Source organism: Veillonella parvula, from assembly GCF_024461875.1.
Taxonomy (GTDB): domain Bacteria; phylum Bacillota; class Negativicutes; order Veillonellales; family Veillonellaceae; genus Veillonella; species Veillonella parvula_I.
The window spans coordinates 125,139-147,228 of record NZ_JANGAL010000001.1 but is presented as its reverse complement, the minus strand read 5'-3'; the positions used below and the strand labels follow the sequence as shown (position 1 = coordinate 147,228).

The following is a 22,090-nucleotide window of genomic DNA, read 5'->3' as shown; positions in this document are numbered from 1 at the left end:
TCCGAAATCAGCCGATATTATAATGTGGAATGAGCTTCGTATTCACCGAATACTTCGCGCAATACATTACAAATTTCACCCAAAGTAGCATATGTTTTAACTGCTGCAAGAATTAATGGCATCAAGTTAACAGATTCGTCAGCTGCGCCAGCTTTCAAATCAGCTAAGGCTTTATCAACTGCGGCTTGATCGCGGTTAGCACGAACTGCTTGAGTTTTCTTAGATTGGTTAGCACCTACGGAAGCGTCTACGCGAAGCAAGTCTTTTGGAGCTTCTTCTTCAACTTGGAATTTGTTTACGCCAACGATTGTGCGCAAGCCAGATTCAACTTCCATTTGCCATTTGTAAGCGGATTCTTGAATTTCTTTTTGGATGTAGCCTTTTTCGATTGCTACTACAGCGCCGCCCATTTCATCAATTTTCTTGATGTATGCCATAGCTTCGTCATAGATAGCGTTAGTCATAGCTTCAACATAGTAGGAACCGCCCAATGGGTCAACTACGTCAGCCAAACCAGATTCGTAAGCCACGATTTGTTGAGTACGAAGAGCTACTTGTACAGATGCTTCTGTAGGAAGAGCCAAAGCTTCGTCACGAGAGTTTGTATGTAAAGATTGAGTACCGCCCATTACAGCTGCTGCAGTTTGAAGAGCAACACGGACGATGTTGTTATCAACTTGTTGTGCAGTCAACATGGAACCAGCTGTTTGAGTATGTACACGAAGCATCATAGATTTTGGTTTTTTAGCACCAAAACGTTCTTTCATGATTGTTGCCCATAAGCGACGAGATGCGCGGAATTTAGCAACTTCTTCAAGTACATTATTATGAGCATTCCAGAAGAAGGAAAGACGACCAGCAAATGTATCAACATCAAGACCAGCTTTCAAAGCTGCTTCTACGTATGCGATACCATCAGCAATTGTAAATGCGATTTCTTGTGCTGCTGTGGAACCTGCTTCACGGATGTGGTAACCGGAAATAGAAATTGTATTCCATTTTGGAACGTATTGAGAACAATATTCGAAGATATTAGTGATCAAACGCATAGATGGTTTTGGAGGGAAAATGTAAGTACCACGAGCTGCATATTCTTTCAAAATATCATTTTGAATAGTACCTTTCAATTCTGTGGAAGGTACACCTTGTTTTTCAGCTACTGCGATATACATTGCCAACAAAACGGATGCTGGAGCGTTGATTGTCATGGAAGTGGATACTTTGCCAAGGTCGATGCCATCGAACAAGATTTCCATATCTGCCAAAGAGTCAATCGCTACACCTACTTTACCAACTTCGCCTTCAGCCATAACATCATCAGAGTCATAACCGATTTGAGTTGGCAAGTCGAACGCACAGGAAAGACCTGTTGCACCAGATTCGATTAGGTAGCGGTAACGTTTGTTAGATTCTTCAGCTGTAGCGAAGCCTGCATACATACGCATTGTCCAGAAACGACCACGGTACATAGTAGGTTGTACGCCACGAGTATAAGGGAATTCGCCAGGCATTCCCAAATCGCGTTCATAATCAAAGCCTTCAATATCAACTGGTGTATACACACGGTTGTATTTTAAGTTTTGACGTTCTGGAGTTTTTGCGCATTTTTCGTCACAAAGTTTGTTGTACTCAGCAATTTGGGCTTTTAAGTTTTCGTAAGCCATGTTTTCATCATCCTCCTAAAAAAACAGGTTATTTTTTCATGCTTCCAGTTTCTGTGAAGCGTTTATGCCAAGAAAGAGCTTCATCAAGCAACATTGGTGTATGGGCATTCTTTGTTGCAGCTAATGCTTTTTCTAGGTATTCAGTTAACATAGGTTTGTAGTCTGGGTGAGCACATTTTTCAATAATCAAACGAGCTCTTTCCACTGGGCTCAAACCACGACAGTCAGCAACACCTTGTTCTGTACAGAAAATCATAGTGTCATGTTCTGGATGATCCACATGGGATACATATGGAACGATAGAACTGATGTCGCCATTTTTAGCAACGGAATTGGTACAGAAGATAGTGAGATATGCACTACGTGCAAAGTCACCAGAACCACCAACACCATTCATCATTTTGCTACCCATAATATGAGTAGAGTTTACATTGCCAAAAATATCAAATTCGATAGCGGTATTCATGGCAATGACACCAATACGACGAGCAATACCAGGGTTATTGGAAATTTCTTGCGGACGAAGAATAATTTTTTTACGATATTCATCAATATTCGCATAGAAACGTTTCAATCCATCTGGAGAAGGACTCAATGCAGTACCGGAACATACAGTTACTTTACCAGCATCGATCAAGTCAAACATACCGTCTTGAATTACTTCTGTATAAATAGATAAATCTGTGAAAGGCCCTTGAGCCAAGCCACTAATTACCGCATTTGCTACAGAACCTACGCCGGATTGCAATGGAAGCAAGTTTTTAGGCAAACGACCTTCTGCAATTTCTTGTTCAAAGAATTTGATAAGATGTTGACTCATTGCCTTTGCATCATCATCAATAGCAGCTAAAGGTCTTGTTGTATCAGGTACATCACTTGGAACCACAGCAATAATTTTGCTAGGATCACAAGGTATTGCTTCTGTACCGATGCGATCGCCGGCCTGTTCCAACGGAATTGGTTTACGATATGGCGGATCCAACGGTTCATAGATATCATGCATACCAACTAAGGATAATGGTTGAGATACATTTACCTCTACGATAACCTTTTTAGCTTGACTAACAAATGTTGGAGAATTACCAACAGAGGTAGTCGGTACTAAAGAACCATCTTCGTTGATTTGACATACTTCAATTATTGCTACATCTAAATCTCCGAAAAATCCATAACGAATATTTTGTGCCATTGTGCTTAAATGCATATCGATGTATTTAACATCTCCACCATTTAAAGCCTTTCTCATATCTTTATTGGTTTGATATGGAAAACGGCGATTAATACCATTAGCACGAGTTAACGCACCATCAGCTTCATCACCTACGGAAGCACCTGTCCACAAATCGATTTTGAATGGTTCTTTTTCCATTCGTTCTGCCAATGCCAATGGCACAACTTTTGCATAACCCGATGGTGTAAAGCCGGAAATACCAACTTTGTCATTAGGGTTAATCAACTGAGCTGCATCATAAGCAGTGACAATTTTACCTTGCAGGTCCACATTTTTTACGCGGTCTTTGATGTCTATCACCATAACCATCTCCTTTAAGAGTAACATTGTTAAACGACAATTGAATCTCTTTGGTCTAATACGTTCCTTAAACCGACTTCATCGTAGTCCACATCCAATGTATTGTCAACTTATATGACTAAAATGTATTTTTTATCACACTCCGACTGTGCATTATGACCAAAACGCATAGGTTTTTACATTTTTACATAAGTTTTATTCACACCGATATAACTCACAGGAATTATCAATTTAATAGTATATATTGTTGTTTTTTATGTATATCGAACTATCTCAATACAACATATAGAGCCTTATCAATATAATAAAGAAATAATATATACAGAAACTGACCGCTACACCTCCTATAAAAATATAGATATACAAAAAACCGGTTTTCAAATGCAAGCAATAATGTTCAATTATTCTAACATTAGAAAACCGGTTAAATATACTTAAGCTTACCCTGCTAAGGTATGTATAAATTATACCATACTATGAAATTGTATCGCTACCATAAAACTTACTAATTATACAAAATATACCTTTTACATATGGGCCTTTGTGGAAAGTTGTACTTTCACAAAGGCCCCAACCCAACCAAGGAGTTGCCAAAAAACAATAGTAACTTGATGGCTATAGAGCTCAAAATCAGACAATCCACTAAAAAGAACTCCGATAGCTAAAGCGCCTATACCTATCTGTGCAGCTTGTCGGAACATATCCCCTTTCAAACGAACAGATGTAATAACATGACCGACGATAACTGCTAGGAATGATAGCAAGCCAGGAATACCTGTTTCAGCCAATATATTTAAATATAAATTATGGGCATGATACATCAACACATTAGGACCTTGAATGTAATAGTTATACTCTGGATAAACTAAGTAGAATGTATTCCACCCAATACCAAAGATTGGATTTTCTCGTACGATATACATTGTGCTATCCCATAGAGCCCAGCGAAGATCTGATGACGTATCATGACCTTGGAATATAGACCAAAGTCGTGAAGCAACTTCCCCTTCATAGAAGTATAGAATTAACGGTACCACTAACAAGGATAAGAATAGTCTTCGTTCTACGAAAATAGCCCAATACAGAATCATGGCCGCAAAACTAATCCAAATACCACGCGAATAGGTTAATAACATCGTTAAAAATAATACAACACCAATAATCAGCATTGTAACAACTTCACGAGTACGATTCTCTTTCATATAAACAAGAATATAGCTAATACATACACTTAGTACCATCAATAGATAGGCCCCTAACAAGTTAGGATTTTGCAATGTAGACGCCATTCGACGCATCAATTTAGGGAATTGTGCTGCATCAACCCATTCTTTTATATGTATATTGGGAACAAATATATACTGATAGGCCCCAATAATGCATACAAGAACGGCTGTACCTAAAAAAGCACGAAGAAAATAGTTCCACTGTTTAGGTGTTCGAATATAGGTACGAACTAAATAGTACATGCCCCCACCCGCTACAATTTGGTAGAACCAGCTCTGAATAGACCAATCCCAGTTTGGGGACATTAACGACGATATACCTGTCCAGATAACAAAGATCATAACAGTCCAAGATAGATAGCCTGTCGGCAAACTCAATGATTTACTAGAAATTAAATCATATAATGCCAAACCTATAGCCAACCAGAGAAGTACATCTCCTACCATTGGTTGAAGAGGCATCGCAATGACAACACCATAGATTAATCGTTCAATATAAAAGGTAAGTCGTTTCTGATTAGGAATGAGTGAGAGTTCCATATTCTCACCTCAATGACTCATCTCATGGAAAAACCACTGACGAGCATCCCCTAGAATATATAAAGAACCACATACAGCAATGATATCACCAGTCTTTGTATGTTTGTAAGCCAATGCTAATGCAGCCTCAACAGATTCTGCAGTTTGATCCATCACCTTAGGTACAGTACGGAGAATCACTTCAACCAAGTTTTCAGGTACCTCTGTTCTATCTGTTGGTGCAGGTACAACGAGGACTGTGTCGCCAGATTTAACCACTTCACGAATAATAGCCTCTTGGTCTTTATCTTTAAGGATAGCCATTACCACCGTTTTCGGTGTGTCCTTAAATAGTTCATTGTACGTCATGGCAAAAGACTCAGCCCCTGCCGCATTGTGAGCACCGTCAAATATAAAGGTACGATCTAAGCCTCGTTTAACTTCAAAGCGCCCCGCCCACGTAGTGCGGGCAAATCCTTCACGCATCGTTTCTTCACTGATGTTCGTATCCTCTTTCATCAACAGGCGTACGGCCATCAATGCACAAGCGAGATTTACAGATTGGTGAATGCCAGCCATCGTCGTAAACAACATAGCAGGTGCAGCATCGTTAGAACTAACCGTAATCATTTGACCACCCGTTACAGCGCTGCGGCTATCAATACCAAAATCTTTATTAAAAACATAAAGCTTGGCATGTTGTTTTTTAGCTACGTCCTCAATGATATTAAGAGGTGTATCTTGTGCAGCTGTCACTACAGGCACCTTAGGTTTAATAATCCCCGCTTTATGGCGTGCAATTTCCTCGACAGTATCACCACAATATGCTTGATGATCTATTGTTACATTAGTAATAACAGATACTTTTGGAGTCACGATATTAGTAGAATCTAGTAAGCCACCTAAACCAACTTCTACTACAGCATAGTCGACACCTTGATCCTTAAAGAATAAAAATGCGGCAGCTGTTAATATTTCAAATTGTGTTGGCGCTTCTATTCCATTACTAATAATAGTATCTACTGCAATCTTTACGCGACTAATTAATTTTCCAAAGGCTTCCTCTGTTATATTTCCATCATTAATTTGAATACGCTCCGTATAGGATTGAAGGTGAGGCGATGTAAATCGCCCCACCCGTAATCCACTTGTAAACAGTGCGTAGGAAATATATGAGGTAACCGAGCCCTTACCATTTGTACCTGTAACATGAACAATTTTATAATCTTCTTGTGGATTCCCTAACACATCCATAAGAGCCGTAATTCGTTCAAGGCCAGGTTTAATACCAAATGAAGATGCCTGCTCCAAATAGGCTAAGGCCTCCTGATATGTCATATAAACCTCCTATTATAAGGTTTCAAGGAACGCTTCACGTTCCAATAACGCTTGTTGTTTTTGTTTATATTCTTCTAACTTTTCTTTTTCTTTTGCTACTACAGCTTCAGGAGCTTTTGCTAAGAAGCCTTGGTTAGACAATTTACCTTCCAAACGAGAAATTTCTTTTTCCATTTGGATTTTTTCCTTTGCAATACGCTCTCTTTCTTTTTCACCGTCAATCAAGTCTTTAAGTAAGAGATATACTTCCATACCATTGACAACGGTTACAGTCGCATTTTCTGGTTTTGGATCATCGGTACCAAGAATTGTTACTTTCTCAGCCCAAGCCAATGTTACGAAGTAGTCACTATGTTCTGCTACAGTTTTAGCTAATGCTTCATCTGTTGGCGCTACGATAACCTCAGCTTTTTTACCTAAAGGCACATTCATTTCAGCACGCATGTTACGAATACCTTTGATAGCATCCATCATAACTTCCATTTGACGTGCTGCCCCTTCAAGATTATCAAATTTCAATGCTTCAGGCCATTTAGTAACAACGATGCTGTCCCCTTCGTGTGGCAAATGTTGCCAAATATGTTCAGTTACGAACGGCATGAATGGATGTAATAATTCGAGCATATGACGTAAGATTGTTACAAGTAAATATTGAACTGTACGACGATCACGTTCGTTACTTTCACTATACAAACGAGGTTTCGCTAATTCAATGTACCAATCGCAGTACGTATTCCAAATGAAATCATATACGGAACTTGCAGCTTCACCAAGTTCGAATTTATCGAGATTAGATGTTACGCTTTGTACGGTTTCATTGTATTTTTGAACAATCCATTGGTCTGCTAATGTCAAATCATCTGCTGTTGGAACAAAACTTTCATCATAATTTGTAAGGTTCATCAATACAAATTTTGATGCATTCCAAATCTTATTGGCAAAGTTACGGTTAGCCTCAACACGTTCCATATAGAAACGCATATCGTTACCAGGTGTGTTGCCAGTTACAAGAGTAAAGCGCAATGCATCAGCACCATATTGGTCGATAACTTCAAGCGGATTAATACCATTGCCCAAAGATTTACTCATTTTACGGCCCTGGCTATCGCGGACAAGACCGTGAATAAATACATGTTTAAATGGAATTTCATGTTCAAACTCAAGAGCCATAAAGATCATACGAGCAACCCAGAAGAAGATAATATCGTAACCAGTTACAAGCACACTTGTTGGATACCATTGTTTAAGTTCTGGAGTTTGCTTAGGCCAACCCATTGTGGCAAACGGCCATAAACCAGAGCTAAACCATGTATCAAGAACATCTGGATCTTGTGTAACATGACCGTGGCAATGAGGACATTCTGTAATATCTTCACGGCTAACGATAGTTTCACCACAGTTATCACAATACCATGCAGGAATGCGATGGCCCCACCACAATTGACGAGAAATCGTCCAATCGCGGATATTTTCAAGCCAGTTCACATATGTTTTTGTAAAACGTTCAGGAACGAACTCTACTTCGTGGTCTTTAACAACCTTAAGAGCGGGCTCTGCCAATGGTTTCATATCTACGAACCATTGTTTAGATACCATTGGTTCGATGATTGTATTACAACGGGAGCAATGACCTACTGCATGGTCATGATCATCAATTTTTTCAAGTAGGCCTAATTCTTTAAGTTCTGCTACTACTTGTTTACGCGCTTCTTCACGAGGTAAGCCATTAAATTTGCCAGCACCTTCATTCATTGTTGCATCATTGTTCATAACAACGATGGATTCCAAATTATGACGTTGGCCCATTTCAAAGTCATTAGGGTCATGAGCAGGTGTAATTTTTACACAGCCTGTACCGAAGCTAGCATCTACATAGTCATCGGCAATTACAGGAATTTCTCGATTAACAAATGGCAAGATCAATGTTTTACCAATGAGATCTTTATAACGATCATCATCAGGATTTACTGCTACTGCTACGTCACCAAACATTGTTTCTGGACGAGTTGTAGCAACAACAACAAAACGATTATCTTCACCTTTTACAGGATATTTAATATGCCATAAATGGCCATGTTCGTCTTCATGCTCAACTTCAACATCAGATAACGCAGTGGCACAACGAGGACACCAGTTGATGATGCGTTCACCGCGATAGATCAAACCTTTTTCATAAAGGCTTACAAATACTTCGCGCACTGCATGGTAATACCCTTCATCCAAAGTAAATCGCTCACGGTTCCAATCACAGGATGCGCCAAGGCTACGGATTTGTTTTACAATAGTATCACCATATTCTTTTTTCCATTCCCACACGCGCTCTACGAATTTTTCACGGCCCAAATCATAGCGAGATTTTCCTTCTTCTTTAGCAAGCATCTCTTCTACTTTGATTTGTGTAGCAATACCAGCGTGGTCTGTACCTGGCATCCACAATACATTGTAGCCTTGCATGCGTTTGAAACGGATGAGGATGTCTTGTAATGTGTTATCAAGGGCATGCCCCATATGCAACATACCAGTTACATTAGGAGGTGGTAATACGATACTAAATGGCTCTTTATTCGTGTCTACTTCTTCGTGAAAGTATCCTTGATTTTCCCAATAAGAATACCATTTGCCTTCTATTTCACCAGGATTATATGTGGTTAAATTTTCGTAGGTTTTCATCGTTCCTCCTAAAAGACTCCTTAGCGCTTCATAATTTTAGCCAATACAAATAGGCTTGTTTCATATAGCAATATCATAGGTAATGCAATCATCGTTTGCGAGAACATATCCGGTGTAGGTGAAATGACAGCACCTATGATAAAGGATATAAGAATAAATATCTTTCGCTTCGTTTTTAAAAAGCGTGATGTAATTAAGTTGAAATATCCCAAAATAATTAAGATCAACGGCAACTCAAAGATTAATCCAAAGGGTAGTACAAAGGATAATACAAAGTCCATATACTGACCAATAGAAAACATCGGCTGTAATTCATCTGTAGCAAAGCCCATAAAGAACTTCACTGCTGCAGGCAATACGAGAAAATAAGAAAATACAATACCTATCCCGAATAGACCAATTGCTACTGGTAAGATCCAGTTAGATAGCTGCTTTTCTCGTACAGTTAGTGCAGGCTTAACAAATAGCCAAATCTGATGCAATATAATGGGAGCGGCTATGACTAAGCCACCTACAACAGACACCTTCATATATGTAAAAAATGCTTCAGTAGGTCTCATATAATAAAGCTTGCCAGCCGGTTTTAGGAGTATTTCCAATAATAAGTCTACATAATAATAAGAAATACAAGTTCCCACAATAACTGCTACAGCTATTATAATCAACCGTTTTCGCAGCTCTGAAAGATGTCCTACAAGGGACAATTCCCTTGCTTCATCCATCATCTTCTGCTCTATAGCCGTATAAACTGGTTCATCTTCCACATCCTCAGGAATGTGTTGAGTTGCCACCTTATATCGTTCTTGCTCAGACTTTTGTTCTGCTTCACGCCGTTTTTGACGAACTACACTGTCAAAAGAAGGTTTTTGCATGGGATATTCGAAATCCGATTTTGGTTCGAATGGTTCCATATTATACCTTTCTATCAGCTAGATTTTCTACAGCCATCACAAGGAATTCCTTCCCTGGGAAATCACGCACTGCAGCGAGTGCCGCTAGAGCATCTTTACAATATTTATCAGCTACAGCTAATGTATTATCAATGCCACCTTGAGCAATAACATAATCAATAATGTCTTGCTCATTACCACCATTATTTAAGCCTTTAATATCTTCAAGCAATTTATCTTTATTACCATCGTTAACGATACTTAATAACGGATACGTCAATAGTCCCTCTCGAAGATCATTCCCTACAGGCTTTCCCGTTGTCTCCGCTGTTTCACGATAATCCATAATATCGTCTGTAATTTGGAATGCCATGCCTAATGCATGACCATATTTTTTCAACTCTATGATTTCATCCTCTTGCCAATCTCCTAAGAGACCACCAAGCTCCATACAGCCTTCCATGAAGTCTGCTGTTTTCTTTTGCGTCTTTGTCATATAACGCTCTATGCCTTGATCGATGCGATATACATCTTCCATTTGCATGAACTCACCTTCTACGAGGCATGTAATAATATGAGAGAATACTTGAAGATACTTCATATTCGTCATTTCAGATACGATTTTAAATGCTTTGGCAAATAAATAATCACCACTAAGGATAGCTACCTTATTACCTTTATGCATGTGAATTGTATCCTCCCCACGGCGAATTTCAGCTTGATCTAAAACATCGTCATGGATAAGTGTTGCTAAATGAAGCATTTCAACAGCCTCAGCAATTTTAATGCGTTGACGCTCTATAGATGTACCTGCATTAGCAATCAATAGACACAATTGAGCGCGCAAACGCTTACCACCTGCTGCTGATAACGGTCGAATCAGTGCATTGAAGTCCTCTGCACCGGTATTAAAAGATGATGCAAGAGACTCTTCGACATGCTCTAAATCTAGAGCAATGCGTTCCATAATCTCTAATTCGTTCGTTTGACTCATGCTTCATCTCCTACCAAAATTTTATTGATTCGTTGTTGTAAAAGCTCACGTCCAGTATGCTTTAAAGAGCTGTACAAAATCGGCGGGGTAGCCGTTGGATATAGTTCTTTAATAATAGACAAGTTTGCAGACTTTTCTTTAGCCGTCAATTTATCGGCCTTGGTCACTACAATTTGTAACGGAACACCGGCTTCGACGAGCCAATCAAAGGCCACCTTATCAATGGTCATTTCAGGATGGCGACCATCGATAAGCAAACACAACAACATCAATCGTTCAGAATGTAAAATATAATCGGCAATAAAGGAAGACCACAGATTGCGGTTTCCTTTATTTGTCTTTGCAAAACCATAACCAGGAAGGTCCACAAGAAACCAGTTATATCTGCGTTCCTCGGTGTCAGAAATATCCTCTTTTGATTCAATATCAAAGTAGTTTATCGTCTTAGTCTTACCTGGCTGACCACTAACGAGGGCTAACCCACGATAGTTACATAAAGAATTAATCAACGAAGACTTGCCCACATTAGAGCGTCCAAGGAAGGCGATTTCTACGGTATCCCCTTCAGGATATTGATCCGCCTTCACACAGGAAGTATTATATTTTGCAGCTATAATACGAGGCCCCTTTGGTTCTTTTCGTGTATATTGTGGTTTTGGGCCCATTGGTTTAGTGGATTTTTTCTTCTTTTGCATTACACAAGTGCCTTTGCTAATACTTCATCCATTGTCTTAACTGGCGTAATGATGAGGCCTTCTTTCACAATGTCAGGTAATTCTGCAATATCCTTTTCATTGCCTTTTGGAATCAATACCTCTTTTATACCATGAGACAAGGCTGCTAATAATTTTTCTTTTAAGCCGCCTATTGGTAATACGCGGCCACGCAATGTGATTTCACCAGTCATGGCAATATCAGAACGAACCTTGCGGTTAGTCAAAATAGATACCATAGCTAATGTCATTGTAATACCTGCAGAAGGACCATCTTTAGGGGTTGCCCCTTCTGGCAAGTGAACGTGAATATCAAGCTTTTTATAAAAATCTTCTTCAATCTTTAAAGCTTTTGCATTATGGCGAATATAACTCATAGCCGCTTGACCAGACTCTTGCATAACCTTGCCGAGACTACCAGTTAAAGCCAATTTACCGGTACCATTCATAGTTGTAGCTTCACATGGTAATACTACACCACCAACAGATGTCCAAGCTAATCCATTTACATAGCCAACTTGTGCTTTCTTTTCTCGCTCTTGGTCAACAAAGATTGGTGCGCCTAAGAATTCGTGCAGATTCTTAGTAGTGACTTTTGGTGCGTCTCCGCCTTCTTCAACTACTTTGAAAGCAATCTTACGGCAAATCTTAGCAATTGTTTTCTCTAAAGTACGAACACCTGCTTCGCGAGTATATTCGGAAATTACCTTTCTTAACACAGCATCAGATAATTTAACCTTGTAATCTTCAAGGCCATTTTTCTTAATTTGCTTAGGTGTTAAGTAACGCTTAGCAATTTCTAGTTTTTCTTCTTCCATATAGCTGGACAACTCAATAATTTCCATACGATCTAACAATGGACCAGGAATATTAGATGCTACATTAGCCGTAGTAATCCAGAAAACTTCAGAGAAGTCGAACGGTACTTCGATAAAGTGATCACTAAATGTGCTATTTTGTTCTGGATCCAATACTTCTAATAACGCTGAAGATGGATCACCTTTATAATCAGATGCTAATTTATCAATTTCATCCAATAAAAATACAGGATTCTTAGTACCTACATTTTTTAACCCCTGAATCATACGACCAGGTAAAGCACCAATATAAGTACGTCGATGTCCACGAATTTCAGCTTCATCACGAACACCACCTAAGGATGCACGGATAAACTTACGATTCATTGCTTTAGCAATAGAGGTAGCCAAAGAGGTTTTACCAACGCCTGGTGGGCCTACTAAACAAAGAATAGAGCCACTATTTTTACCGGTTAATTTACGAACCGCTAAAAATTCTAAAATGCGTTTCTTAACCTTTTCAAGGCCATAATGATCGGCTTCGAGCATAGCATGAGCGCCCTTGATATCTAAGCGGTCTTCCGTTAATTCATTCCACGGTAATGCCAATACCCAATCTAGGTAATTGCGCAAAATTGTTGCTTCCGGCATCAATTGAGGCATGCGGCTGTAACGAGAAATTTCTTTATCAATACGCGTATGTACGTCTTCACTTAGGTTAAGTGCTTTTAACTTAACTCGTAGTTCTTCTGCCTCCTCCTCGGGATCTCCTTTATCACCCAACTCATCGTGGATAACGCGGATTTTTTCGCGCAAGAAATATTCCTTCTGCGCTTTTTCCATAGATTGACGCACTTGATTATTGATGGAATTTTCCAAATCAGAGATTTGTAATTCCATATTTAAAATGCCTACAATCATGTTAAGACGACGAGCTACAGATAATTCTTCAAGTAACTCTTGACGTTTCAAATTATTAATAGGCAATAGAAATGCAACTTGGTCAGCTAATTCACAAGGATTGCGTAATTCCATAACGCGCGTTACACCTTCATCAGTAACTGATTTAGCTTCTTCTGCCCATTCGCCAAATTTAGCTTGAACCAAACGACGATAAGCTTCAAGCTCTACATCGTCTTCAAATTCAGACGCCACTCGTTCATAGTCTCCTATATAATAAGGGTCCATGCTAGTAATATTCATAAGACGAATACGAGTGATGCCCTCTACAAGAACACGTACTATACCACCTGGTAAGCGCAACATTTGTTTAATTTTTACTAATGTACCCATTTGGGCTAAATCATGAACTGTTGGTGCATCTACAGCATCATCTTTTTGAGTTACGACGGCTAAAATGCGGTCCTCATTCATTGCGGCTTCCACCGCCTTAATGGATTTGTCTCGACCGATATCGAGGTGAATCACGATATTCGGGTATACTACCATGCCTCTGAGAGGTACGGTAGGGATCCCAACTTCGAGTAAATTCATACTTCCTCCAGGTATATATATTATGAAAAGAAACTCATTCCTACACAGAAATGAGTTTCTTCGAATTACGATTTCAACTGGATGTCTTGGTCTGCCTCATTTTTGAGTATAGGTTCACCTGTGCTTAATACGGATTCACGATTCACAATGCACTTAGTTACTTCCGGCATGGAAGGAACCTCAAACATTACGCGTTTCATCACCTTTTCAATGATAGCACGCAAACCACGAGCACCTGTTTTTCGCTGTAATGCTTCATCAGCGATTTCTTCTAATGCATCTTCAGTGAAAGTTAACTCTACACCATCAAGGGATAGAATTTTTTCATATTGTTTTGTTAATGCATTTTTAGGCTTTGTCAAAATTTGAATTAATGCATCTCTGTCTAATTGATCTAATGTCACCATTACAGGCAAACGTCCAATAAACTCAGGGATCAAACCAAATTTTAATAAATCTTCAGGTACAACATCTTTTAAGATAGCCGATATATTACGTTCTTCTTTACGCTGTACATCTGCACCAAAACCAAGTGTTTTCTTAGCGGTACGCTTAGTAATAACCTTGTCCATACCATCAAATGCTCCACCACAAATAAAGAGAATATTCGTAGTGTCGATTTGAAGCATTTCCTGATTAGGATGCTTTCTACCACCTTGAGGAGGAACAGAAGCAACGGTACCTTCTAAGATTTTAAGCAATGCTTGTTGTACACCTTCACCAGACACATCACGTGTAATAGAAGGATTTTCAGACTTACGAGCAATTTTATCGATTTCATCGATATAGATAATGCCACGTTCAGCCCGAGCTATATCATAATCTGCAGCTTGAATAATTTTGAGTAGGATGTTTTCTACATCTTCCCCCACATACCCAGCTTCAGTTAAGCTTGTAGCATCTGCAATAGCAAATGGTACTTCTAGCATTTTCGCTAAGGTTTGAGCCAATAGTGTTTTACCACTACCAGTAGGACCAATGAACAATACATTAGCCTTTTGTAATTCTACATCATCTACTACATTATCTGTTTGTAAGCGTTTGTAGTGATTATATACGGCCACAGCTAAAGAGATTTTAGCATCATCTTGACCAATAACATATTCGTCAAGATGAGCTTTAATTTCTCTAGGCGTTGGCAATTCTTTTAAATTGAAGTCGTCCGTCTCAACCGCACCCAACTCATCTGCAATGATGCGTTCACAAACTTCAACGCATTCGTCACAAATATACACGTTAGGACCCGCCACTAATTTGCGGACTTCTTCGCTTGTGCGTCCACAAAAACTGCAGCGCATAGTATCTTTATCTTTTGCCAAGGGGCGCCTCCATTACTTGCTTTCTACAGGTTCTCTTGTGAGTACCTCATCGATTAAGCCGTATTCAACGGCATCCTGAGCACTCATGAAGTTATCGCGATCTGTATCGCGAGCTACTACTTCAATATCTTGTCCACTGCGAGAAGCTAAGATACCATTTAACTCTTCACGCATGCGAAGAATCTCACGGGCATGGATTTCAATTTCAGATGCTTGCCCTTGCACACCGCCTAATGGTTGGTGAATCATGATGCGCGCATGAGGCAACGCATATCGTTTACCTTTAGTGCCAGCTGTTAAAAGCACAGCACCCATGCTCGCTGCAGAGCCTACACAAATAGTAGACACATCTGGTTTGATATATTGCATCGTATCATAAATAGCCATGCCGGCAGTTACAACACCGCCAGGGCTATTGATGTACAAATGGATATCCTTATCAGGATCCTCTGCTTCTAGGAATAACATTTGCGCAATAACCGCATTTGCCACATTATCATCGATGGGGCCACCAAGGAAAATAATGCGATCCTTTAACAAGCGAGAGTAAATATCATAGGAACGCTCTCCGCGTTCACCTTGTTCAACTACGATTGGTACATACATATAATCACCTTTTCATGTACCTAGTTGAGCAAACTATTATTCAGCCGCTTCAGCGCCTTTTGCATTATCAATAATGAATCGAGCTGCTTTTTTGCGAGCTACAGAGCCTGCCAACATAGCTACACGACCTTCTTTTGCAATAATATCCCAAACTTCTTTAGGATCTGCCCCAAAGTTTTGAGCCATAATGAAGATTTCACGGTTCATATCATCTGGAGTTACTTCGATACCTTCAGCAGTTGCAATAGCATCCAATACTAAATCAGCGCGTACGTTTTCAGCTGCGGAATCTTTGTATTCAGAGCGTAAATCTTCGATAGTTTTATTGGAGAATTTCAAGTAGTCATCAAGTTTCAAGCCACGGCCTTCCATATTCATAGCCAATTCTTGAATCATTTGTTCTACGCGATCTTTAATCATTACTTCTGGGATTTCTACAGTTGCATTTTTAACAGCTGTTTGAATCAAGTCAGCATTGTAAGTATCGATTGCACGACGGGAAGCTTCTTCCTCCATTTTAGTGCGAAGATCTTTTTTCAATTCTTCAATAGTTTCGTAAGAGCTTGCTTCTTTTGCAAATTCATCATTCAATTCAGGCAATTCTTTACGTTTAATATCATGGATATGAGTTTTGAATTCTGCTTCTTTACCAGCAAGTTCTGCTACGAAGTAGTCTTCAGGGAATGTTACTTTTACAGTTACATCATCACCAGCTTTAGCGCCAATTAATTGATCTTCGAAGCCAGGAATGAAGCTACCAGAACCGATTTGTAATGGGTAGGATTTACCTTCACCACCATCAAAAGGTTTACCATCAACGGAACCAGCAAAGTCGATTACTGCGAAGTCATCTTTTTGAATTGTAGCGCCTTCTTCAGCAACAACCATTTTTGCTTGTTGTTCACGAATATTGTTCAACTGTTCTTCGATTTGTTCATCAGATACTGTAGCATCTTGTTTTTCTGCTTCTAAGCCTTTGTAATCGCCAAGTTTAACTTCAGGGCGTTTAGTTACAGTAGCTTTGAAAATCAAATCTTTGCCTTCTTCGAATTGTTCTCGTTCGATTTCAGGTTCAGATACAGGCACGATATCATTTTCACGAAGTGCAGCACTATAGTTTTGGCTAGCCAATACTTCAAATGCTTCTTCCAAGATAGCTTCTTTGCCGAAGTTCATTTCCAAAATACGGCGAGGCGCATGTCCTTTACGGAAGCCAGGGATGTTCACTTGACCTGCAATGCGTTTTACAGCTTGTTTAATGCCCTTATCTACTTCTGCTGCAGGTACTTCAATAGTTAACGTTACTACGTGTTGATCAACAGGATTTACAGTTGCTTTCATTTAAAATATGTCCTCCTCGAAGGGCAATATGCCCAAATTTCTGTAGTATATTATGCACTCCTAATAATAACATAAATGCAAGGTCAATGCAATTCTTCTCAATATACACTAAAAGACCACCCCAAAATGGGTGGTCTTTACATATTTTACATAATTATGCTAATTAGTTATCTTTAGCAATCAATTTGATAATGTCACGACGAGACAAAATCCCGATCAAACGATACTCTTTATCTACAACTGGCACATTTTTCAAATGTTGATCAAGCATAACAGATACAATTTCTTCTACATCTTTATCCGGTGTGGTTGTAATTACTTCATCAGTCATCAACTCATGAACGTGAGATGCCAATAATTTTTTGAATTGAGCATTGTATTCGCCAATGCCATTGTAATAGATGCTAGCGCCTAATACATTAACATAATGAGGCACATGAGGACGTACTTTTTTATATAGTAAATCACCTTCAGAGATAATACCTAACAACTTATTATCATCATCCACTACGGACACAGCTGTTAAATTATATTTAACCAACAAATCAGCTACATCAGAAATCGGCGCATCTTTGCCAACAGTAACAGGGTATTTATTCATTACTTCTTGGATTTTCATAGTGAATTCCTCCTTACAAATACATCTTGCTTTATTATACTATTCGCCACAGTATAATAAAACTCCTTTTTTCTGAAAGTATTATACAAATAATTTTTAAATCTACTTCTTCTACCAATGATAAGGTTCATTGCGATTAATTTTTGATGCTCGATATATTTGCTCTACGAGTAACAATCGAACCATTTGATGTGTAAAAGTCATAGGGCTAAAGGATAATTTATAATTTGCAGTCTGACGTAATGTATCACTCACCCCAAAGGCACCACCAATAATGAAGGCCATATCGCTCACACCATCCACCTCAAGTTTAGATACCGTCTTAGCGAGTTCTTCAGAGGACATCGTTTTGCCATACACATCAAGTAATACGGTATACGCATTTTTAGGAACCGCTTTTAATAAACGGTCTCCTTCTTCGGCAACAACTTGTTTGCGATCCGCATCACTCGGCTTATCTCCAATTTTACTTTCATTCAGCTCTGTAATTGTAATACCACCATAGGGACGCATACGTTTCACAAACTCTGCTACACCCTCACGTAAATAAGCATCCTTCAATTTACCAATACAGACTATATAAAATCTCATTTTTACCTCTTCACAGATTGGATGGACACGATTTCATTAGGTTGACCATGTTGCAGCTTCATTTCAGGTCCAATACGAACACCACCATCCACAAGCATTTTACCAATGGTTTGAGTAACAAGGACAGCGTTATTATTATTTTCAGATCGATGAGCCAATATAACTTGCATAAAATTAGGACGCTTCATCATGAGTAGAGCTTGTGCAGCCATTTCATTACTCAAATGACCTTCATCACTAGCCACACGTTGTTTTAAAAACGGCTGATAGGGTCCGAAACGCAACATATGCGGATCATAATTTGCCTCTAGCACTAACAGCGTCGTATCATCAAGCCTGCGTAAAATATCATCTGAAATCACACCTGTATCAGTAACAACAGTTGCCTTATCGTTCCCAGCAAACACATTTATTCCAATTGGATCAGCCGCATCATGACTTACCGAAAACGGCTCTACGGTGAGACCGCCCAACGTTAAACTGCCCTTTGTAAGCTCAATCAATCGATTCTTCGGTACGATTAACTTATCTTGAATTTCACGCCATGTGCCCTGCTTCGTATACACAGGAAGATCAAATCGTTTTAGTAATTGTTGTAGTCCCGCAATATGATCACTATGTTCATGACTGACGAATATGCCCTCCACCTGAGCCATGTCTATATGCAATTCTTTTAACCCATTGACAATGCGCCGGCAACTAATGCCTACATCATGCAATATGACAGAGTTCCCTTTTTTTATTACTGTACAATTGCCCTTGCTACCACTGGCAAGGACATGGACCTCCAACGGTGATGATTCACTCATCAAAACACTCCATATACTTAATCATAAATCTATTATTTCTGTAAAAGTCAATAGCTTAGTTATTTAGTTAAACATTGTATTAACTCATTTAAATTCAAGCTATTATTACGTTCTTTCAGATAATTTAGTCAAACGCTCTACAAAGTACGACATATTAGCCTCAATATCTGGTCCTCGACGGAACATGTCACCGCCAACGAGGAACATAGTATCATTTCCGTACAGCTCAACGAGTTCATTAAGACGAGCATCTGTAACACCACCACCCGGTGCCGGGCAAGCTGCTTTCATCAAGCCCATTGGTCGTTTAATGTAAGAGGAAATTCTCTTGCATTGTTCCTCTGTAAAAGTAAAGCGTCCACCATAAGATACGAAAATTGACATATCAGCCCCAAAGATACGAGGTAATAAACCTAGTTGTAAATAGTCAGCTACTCCAGATACACCAGGGCTTACAAATCCACCAGAATAAGCTGGATGATGAATAATGGGCAATCGTAAGTTTTCATCAGTAGCTAATTTGTGTAACCAACCGAAACCAACGAGACCTGCAGCCACCATGAGAGCTGTAGCACCAGCCTCTTTGGCAAAATAAGCGCGTTCTAACACATCTGTACCATCACCTGATACGTTTGCAGCATATAAAGTATGTGTACCATGTACAGCATTCATTTCCTGTACCATAGCAGCACATCGTTTTACACGATCTTTATATTGAGAGAAGGACTGATTAGAAATACCATGATCATCCTTTATGACATCTGCACCACCACGTGTGTAAGCGCCACACATACGAGCCAATTCTACATTCGGTGTGCCCATCGGCTTTACAACGGCTTGAATCATTGGACGCGTCGGGGTTTCCACTAATCGACGAATTCCTTGTAAGCCAAATTGTGGTCCCTTAAACACATCGTAAAGTGTTGGACATAGTTCAATATCTACTACCCAAATATGTGGCTGTAACGAAGAATTACCAAAGACAACATTTAAAAATTGTGTAGCCTCTAAGGCCGTGGTATCTACGTGATATGAAATACGAGCCAAATAGTAACGAGAGGTGTCAATTACAGCATTTGGCATCACACCTACATTGATATAAGGAGAGTCTTCTACTATAGGTTCAAGAGATTCTAGTCGACCAGTAATAGTTTCTTTAATGTATGGATCCGTTACAAACTCATAAGGAAATTCTATAGTTTGCTCCACTTGAACAGCCCAAGCAATTGATTTTGCTTCTTCATATGTACTCGCTTCTATTCTATATGTAACTATAAATCGCTCGTCTTTCATAATGCGTCTCCTTTGCAATAATATTATTTAATTATATACCAAAGTAGTATACGATTCCATAAAAAAAGACCTCACTCCAAATCAGAGTGAGATCTTTTTAACAAACGAAACCATATATATTGATGTTTTACCTATACTAACAAGGTTTCTACTGTGAGAGACAATACATATAATCGCATGAGAGTAAACTCGTCTAACTATATCTTATTGGTAGAAATGTTTAGGATAACCTTTGAATCGTGTGAAGTGGCGATATTTACGAGTCGCACGATTAGGTTCGTTAACAGTTTTATAACCAAAACCATTAAACATTACATTTAAAATAACAGCTACTATACTACCAGCTGTGATACCAGATTTCAAAAGAATTTGAGCCCATGCTGGAAAGTGTGTATAGAATTGAGGTGCTGCAAGAGGAATCATGGATACCCCAATACTAATGGCAACTAGCATCAGGTTATAGTTACCATCGAAACTAACTTTACCAAGAGAACGAATCCCACTGGCGATAATCATGCCGAACATAGCAATCCCTGCGCCCCCTAGTACAGCATTTGGAATACAAGCTACGATAGCGGCTAATTTAGGGAAAAGGCCTAATAAAATTAAAATTACACCAGATGCTGCTACAACGAAACGACTCTTAACACGTGTTACAGCAATAAGACCTACGTTTTGAGCAAATGCTGTATACGGAAAACTATTAAGGATACCACCAATAATAGTAGACAAGCCATCCGCGCGAAGTACCGCAGCCAATTCATTTTGACCAATAGGTTTATCTACAATTTCACCTACCGCAATACTATCACCAGTTGTTTCTACCATAACTACGAGCATTACAATAATCATAGATACAATAGAAGCAAAGTCAAAGGTTGGAAGACCAAAATAGAATGGTGTTACAACAGAAATCCATTGAGAACGTCCTACCTCTGAAAAATCTGTAATACCAACAATCATAGCTAAGGCTGTACCGAGAATAAGGCCAACTAAGATTGCCAAATTACCAAGGAAACCTTTACCAAATCGATAAGTTAATATAACGAGAACAAATGTAGCTACACCAAGAGCTATGTATAGTGGATCGCCAAAGTTTTTATTGCCTACGCCACCCCCCATCCAGTTAACAGCTACTGGCATCAAGTTGATACCAATAATAGTAATGATAGTACCTGTTACTACAGGTGGGAATAGCCGAATCAAACGACTGAAAAATGGTGCCACAAGGAATGTAAAGAGACCAGCTACGATAATCGCACCGTAAATGGTAGTAATATCATGCTGCTGACCAATCAGAATCATTGGACCTACAGAAGCAAATGTTACACCTTGAATAAGAGGAATGCGACCACCGACAGGTCCGAACCCTAATGTTTGAATCAATGTAGCTACACCACATGTAAATAAGTCAGCTGTAATCAAACGAATTAAATCTTCAATTGGCAAATGCATAGCTTGTGCAATAATAATTGGTACAGCTACTGCCCCAGCATACATAGCCAGAACGTGCTGTAAACCATAAGCGAATAACTGCGGGATTGGCAGCATACCATCTACATGGTCGACACCAGATGCACCTTTACTCATAAGAATCACCTCATATCTTACGTTTTAGTTACTAGTTAAACAATATAGTCATACTATCGTACATGATAGAGTTTAGAAATCTCATC

The 22,090-nt window shown here is 39.2% G+C and carries 17 protein-coding genes; all 17 read right to left on the bottom strand.

Annotated features, from left to right (window positions below; all coding sequences use genetic code 11):
- Positions 1–17: 17 nt before the first annotated feature.
- Positions 18–1,664, bottom strand: a complete 1,647-nt coding sequence (locus NE668_RS00645) for an acyl-CoA mutase large subunit family protein (RefSeq protein WP_004696495.1) — start codon at positions 1,662–1,664, stop codon at positions 18–20.
- Positions 1,665–1,692: 28 nt separating this feature from the next.
- Entirely contained in the window at positions 1,693–3,198 is a 1,506-nt protein-coding gene (gene scpC, locus NE668_RS00640; protein ID WP_118091359.1) for a succinyl-CoA:acetate CoA-transferase ScpC, read from the bottom strand.
- A 524-nt stretch (positions 3,199–3,722) separates the two neighbouring features.
- Positions 3,723–4,961 carry an O-antigen ligase family protein gene (locus tag NE668_RS00635; RefSeq protein ID WP_004696499.1) on the bottom strand — a complete coding sequence of 413 codons (1,239 nt, stop codon included), beginning with the start codon at positions 4,959–4,961 and terminating at the stop codon, positions 3,723–3,725.
- A 9-nt stretch (positions 4,962–4,970) separates the two neighbouring features.
- Positions 4,971–6,278, bottom strand: a complete 1,308-nt coding sequence (locus NE668_RS00630; RefSeq protein WP_118091361.1) for a bifunctional folylpolyglutamate synthase/dihydrofolate synthase — start codon at positions 6,276–6,278, stop codon at positions 4,971–4,973.
- Between the two features lie 12 nt (positions 6,279–6,290).
- Positions 6,291–8,948 (bottom strand): valine--tRNA ligase, encoded by a 2,658-nt coding sequence (locus NE668_RS00625; RefSeq protein WP_118091362.1) that lies wholly within the window; start codon positions 8,946–8,948, stop codon positions 6,291–6,293.
- Between the two features lie 20 nt (positions 8,949–8,968).
- Positions 8,969–9,859: a twin-arginine translocase subunit TatC gene (gene tatC / locus NE668_RS00620; protein ID WP_118091363.1), complete on the bottom strand. Its 891-nt coding sequence runs from the start codon at positions 9,857–9,859 to the stop codon at positions 8,969–8,971.
- Position 9,860: 1 nt separating this feature from the next.
- Positions 9,861–10,832 carry a polyprenyl synthetase family protein gene (locus tag NE668_RS00615; protein WP_004698598.1) on the bottom strand — a complete coding sequence of 324 codons (972 nt, stop codon included), beginning with the start codon at positions 10,830–10,832 and terminating at the stop codon, positions 9,861–9,863.
- Positions 10,829–11,527: a ribosome biogenesis GTP-binding protein YihA/YsxC gene (gene yihA / locus NE668_RS00610; RefSeq protein WP_004698657.1), complete on the bottom strand. Its 699-nt coding sequence runs from the start codon at positions 11,525–11,527 to the stop codon at positions 10,829–10,831. Before yihA ends, NE668_RS00615 begins: the two co-directional genes overlap by 4 nt.
- Positions 11,527–13,836: an endopeptidase La gene (gene lon / locus NE668_RS00605; protein ID WP_004696511.1), complete on the bottom strand. Its 2,310-nt coding sequence runs from the start codon at positions 13,834–13,836 to the stop codon at positions 11,527–11,529. The genes yihA and lon overlap by 1 nt, the downstream gene beginning before the upstream one ends.
- 65 nt (positions 13,837–13,901) lie before the next feature.
- Positions 13,902–15,155, bottom strand: coding sequence for an ATP-dependent protease ATP-binding subunit ClpX (clpX, locus tag NE668_RS00600; RefSeq protein WP_004698679.1), 1,254 nt, complete (start codon positions 15,153–15,155; stop codon positions 13,902–13,904).
- 12 nt (positions 15,156–15,167) lie between these two features.
- Positions 15,168–15,761: an ATP-dependent Clp endopeptidase proteolytic subunit ClpP gene (clpP, locus tag NE668_RS00595; protein WP_004696517.1), complete on the bottom strand. Its 594-nt coding sequence runs from the start codon at positions 15,759–15,761 to the stop codon at positions 15,168–15,170.
- A 36-nt stretch (positions 15,762–15,797) separates the two neighbouring features.
- Positions 15,798–17,102 (bottom strand): trigger factor, encoded by a 1,305-nt coding sequence (tig, locus tag NE668_RS00590; protein ID WP_004698674.1) that lies wholly within the window; start codon positions 17,100–17,102, stop codon positions 15,798–15,800.
- Between the two features lie 163 nt (positions 17,103–17,265).
- Entirely contained in the window at positions 17,266–17,721 is a 456-nt protein-coding gene (locus NE668_RS00585) for a CBS domain-containing protein (RefSeq protein WP_004696521.1), read from the bottom strand.
- A gap of 111 nt (positions 17,722–17,832) precedes the next feature.
- Complete coding sequence (gene rlmH / locus NE668_RS00580) at positions 17,833–18,312, bottom strand: 23S rRNA (pseudouridine(1915)-N(3))-methyltransferase RlmH (protein WP_004698704.1); 480 nt, start codon at positions 18,310–18,312, stop codon at positions 17,833–17,835.
- A 2-nt stretch (positions 18,313–18,314) separates the two neighbouring features.
- Positions 18,315–19,121 (bottom strand): MBL fold metallo-hydrolase, encoded by an 807-nt coding sequence (locus tag NE668_RS00575; RefSeq protein WP_004698746.1) that lies wholly within the window; start codon positions 19,119–19,121, stop codon positions 18,315–18,317.
- A gap of 105 nt (positions 19,122–19,226) precedes the next feature.
- Complete coding sequence (locus NE668_RS00570; RefSeq protein WP_004698549.1) at positions 19,227–20,414, bottom strand: RuBisCO large subunit C-terminal-like domain-containing protein; 1,188 nt, start codon at positions 20,412–20,414, stop codon at positions 19,227–19,229.
- Between the two features lie 204 nt (positions 20,415–20,618).
- Positions 20,619–22,004, bottom strand: a complete 1,386-nt coding sequence (locus NE668_RS00565) for a nucleobase:cation symporter-2 family protein (protein WP_227037100.1) — start codon at positions 22,002–22,004, stop codon at positions 20,619–20,621.
- Between the last annotated feature and the right edge of the window lie 86 nt (positions 22,005–22,090).

Excerpts from the sequence above, each read along its gene's own strand:
- NE668_RS00645 (WP_004696495.1), bottom strand. The coding sequence starts at position 1,664 with ATGGCTTACGAAAACTTAAAAGCCCAAATTGCTGAGTACAACAAACTT.
- scpC (WP_118091359.1), bottom strand. The coding sequence starts at position 3,198 with ATGGTGATAGACATCAAAGACCGCGTAAAAAATGTGGACCTGCAAGGT.
- NE668_RS00635 (WP_004696499.1), bottom strand. The coding sequence starts at position 4,961 with ATGGAACTCTCACTCATTCCTAATCAGAAACGACTTACCTTTTATATT.
- NE668_RS00630 (WP_118091361.1), bottom strand. The coding sequence starts at position 6,278 with ATGACATATCAGGAGGCCTTAGCCTATTTGGAGCAGGCATCTTCATTT.
- NE668_RS00625 (WP_118091362.1), bottom strand. The coding sequence starts at position 8,948 with ATGAAAACCTACGAAAATTTAACCACATATAATCCTGGTGAAATAGAA.
- tatC (WP_118091363.1), bottom strand. The coding sequence starts at position 9,859 with ATGGAACCATTCGAACCAAAATCGGATTTCGAATATCCCATGCAAAAA.
- NE668_RS00615 (WP_004698598.1), bottom strand. The coding sequence starts at position 10,832 with ATGAGTCAAACGAACGAATTAGAGATTATGGAACGCATTGCTCTAGAT.
- yihA (WP_004698657.1), bottom strand. The coding sequence starts at position 11,527 with ATGCAAAAGAAGAAAAAATCCACTAAACCAATGGGCCCAAAACCACAA.
- lon (WP_004696511.1), bottom strand. The coding sequence starts at position 13,836 with ATGAATTTACTCGAAGTTGGGATCCCTACCGTACCTCTCAGAGGCATG.
- clpP (WP_004696517.1), bottom strand. The coding sequence starts at position 15,761 with ATGTATGTACCAATCGTAGTTGAACAAGGTGAACGCGGAGAGCGTTCC.
- tig (WP_004698674.1), bottom strand. The coding sequence starts at position 17,102 with ATGAAAGCAACTGTAAATCCTGTTGATCAACACGTAGTAACGTTAACT.
- NE668_RS00585 (WP_004696521.1), bottom strand. The coding sequence starts at position 17,721 with ATGAAAATCCAAGAAGTAATGAATAAATACCCTGTTACTGTTGGCAAA.
- rlmH (WP_004698704.1), bottom strand. The coding sequence starts at position 18,312 with ATGAGATTTTATATAGTCTGTATTGGTAAATTGAAGGATGCTTATTTA.
- NE668_RS00575 (WP_004698746.1), bottom strand. The coding sequence starts at position 19,121 with ATGAGTGAATCATCACCGTTGGAGGTCCATGTCCTTGCCAGTGGTAGC.
- NE668_RS00570 (WP_004698549.1), bottom strand. The coding sequence starts at position 20,414 with ATGAAAGACGAGCGATTTATAGTTACATATAGAATAGAAGCGAGTACA.
- NE668_RS00565 (WP_227037100.1), bottom strand. The coding sequence starts at position 22,004 with ATGAGTAAAGGTGCATCTGGTGTCGACCATGTAGATGGTATGCTGCCA.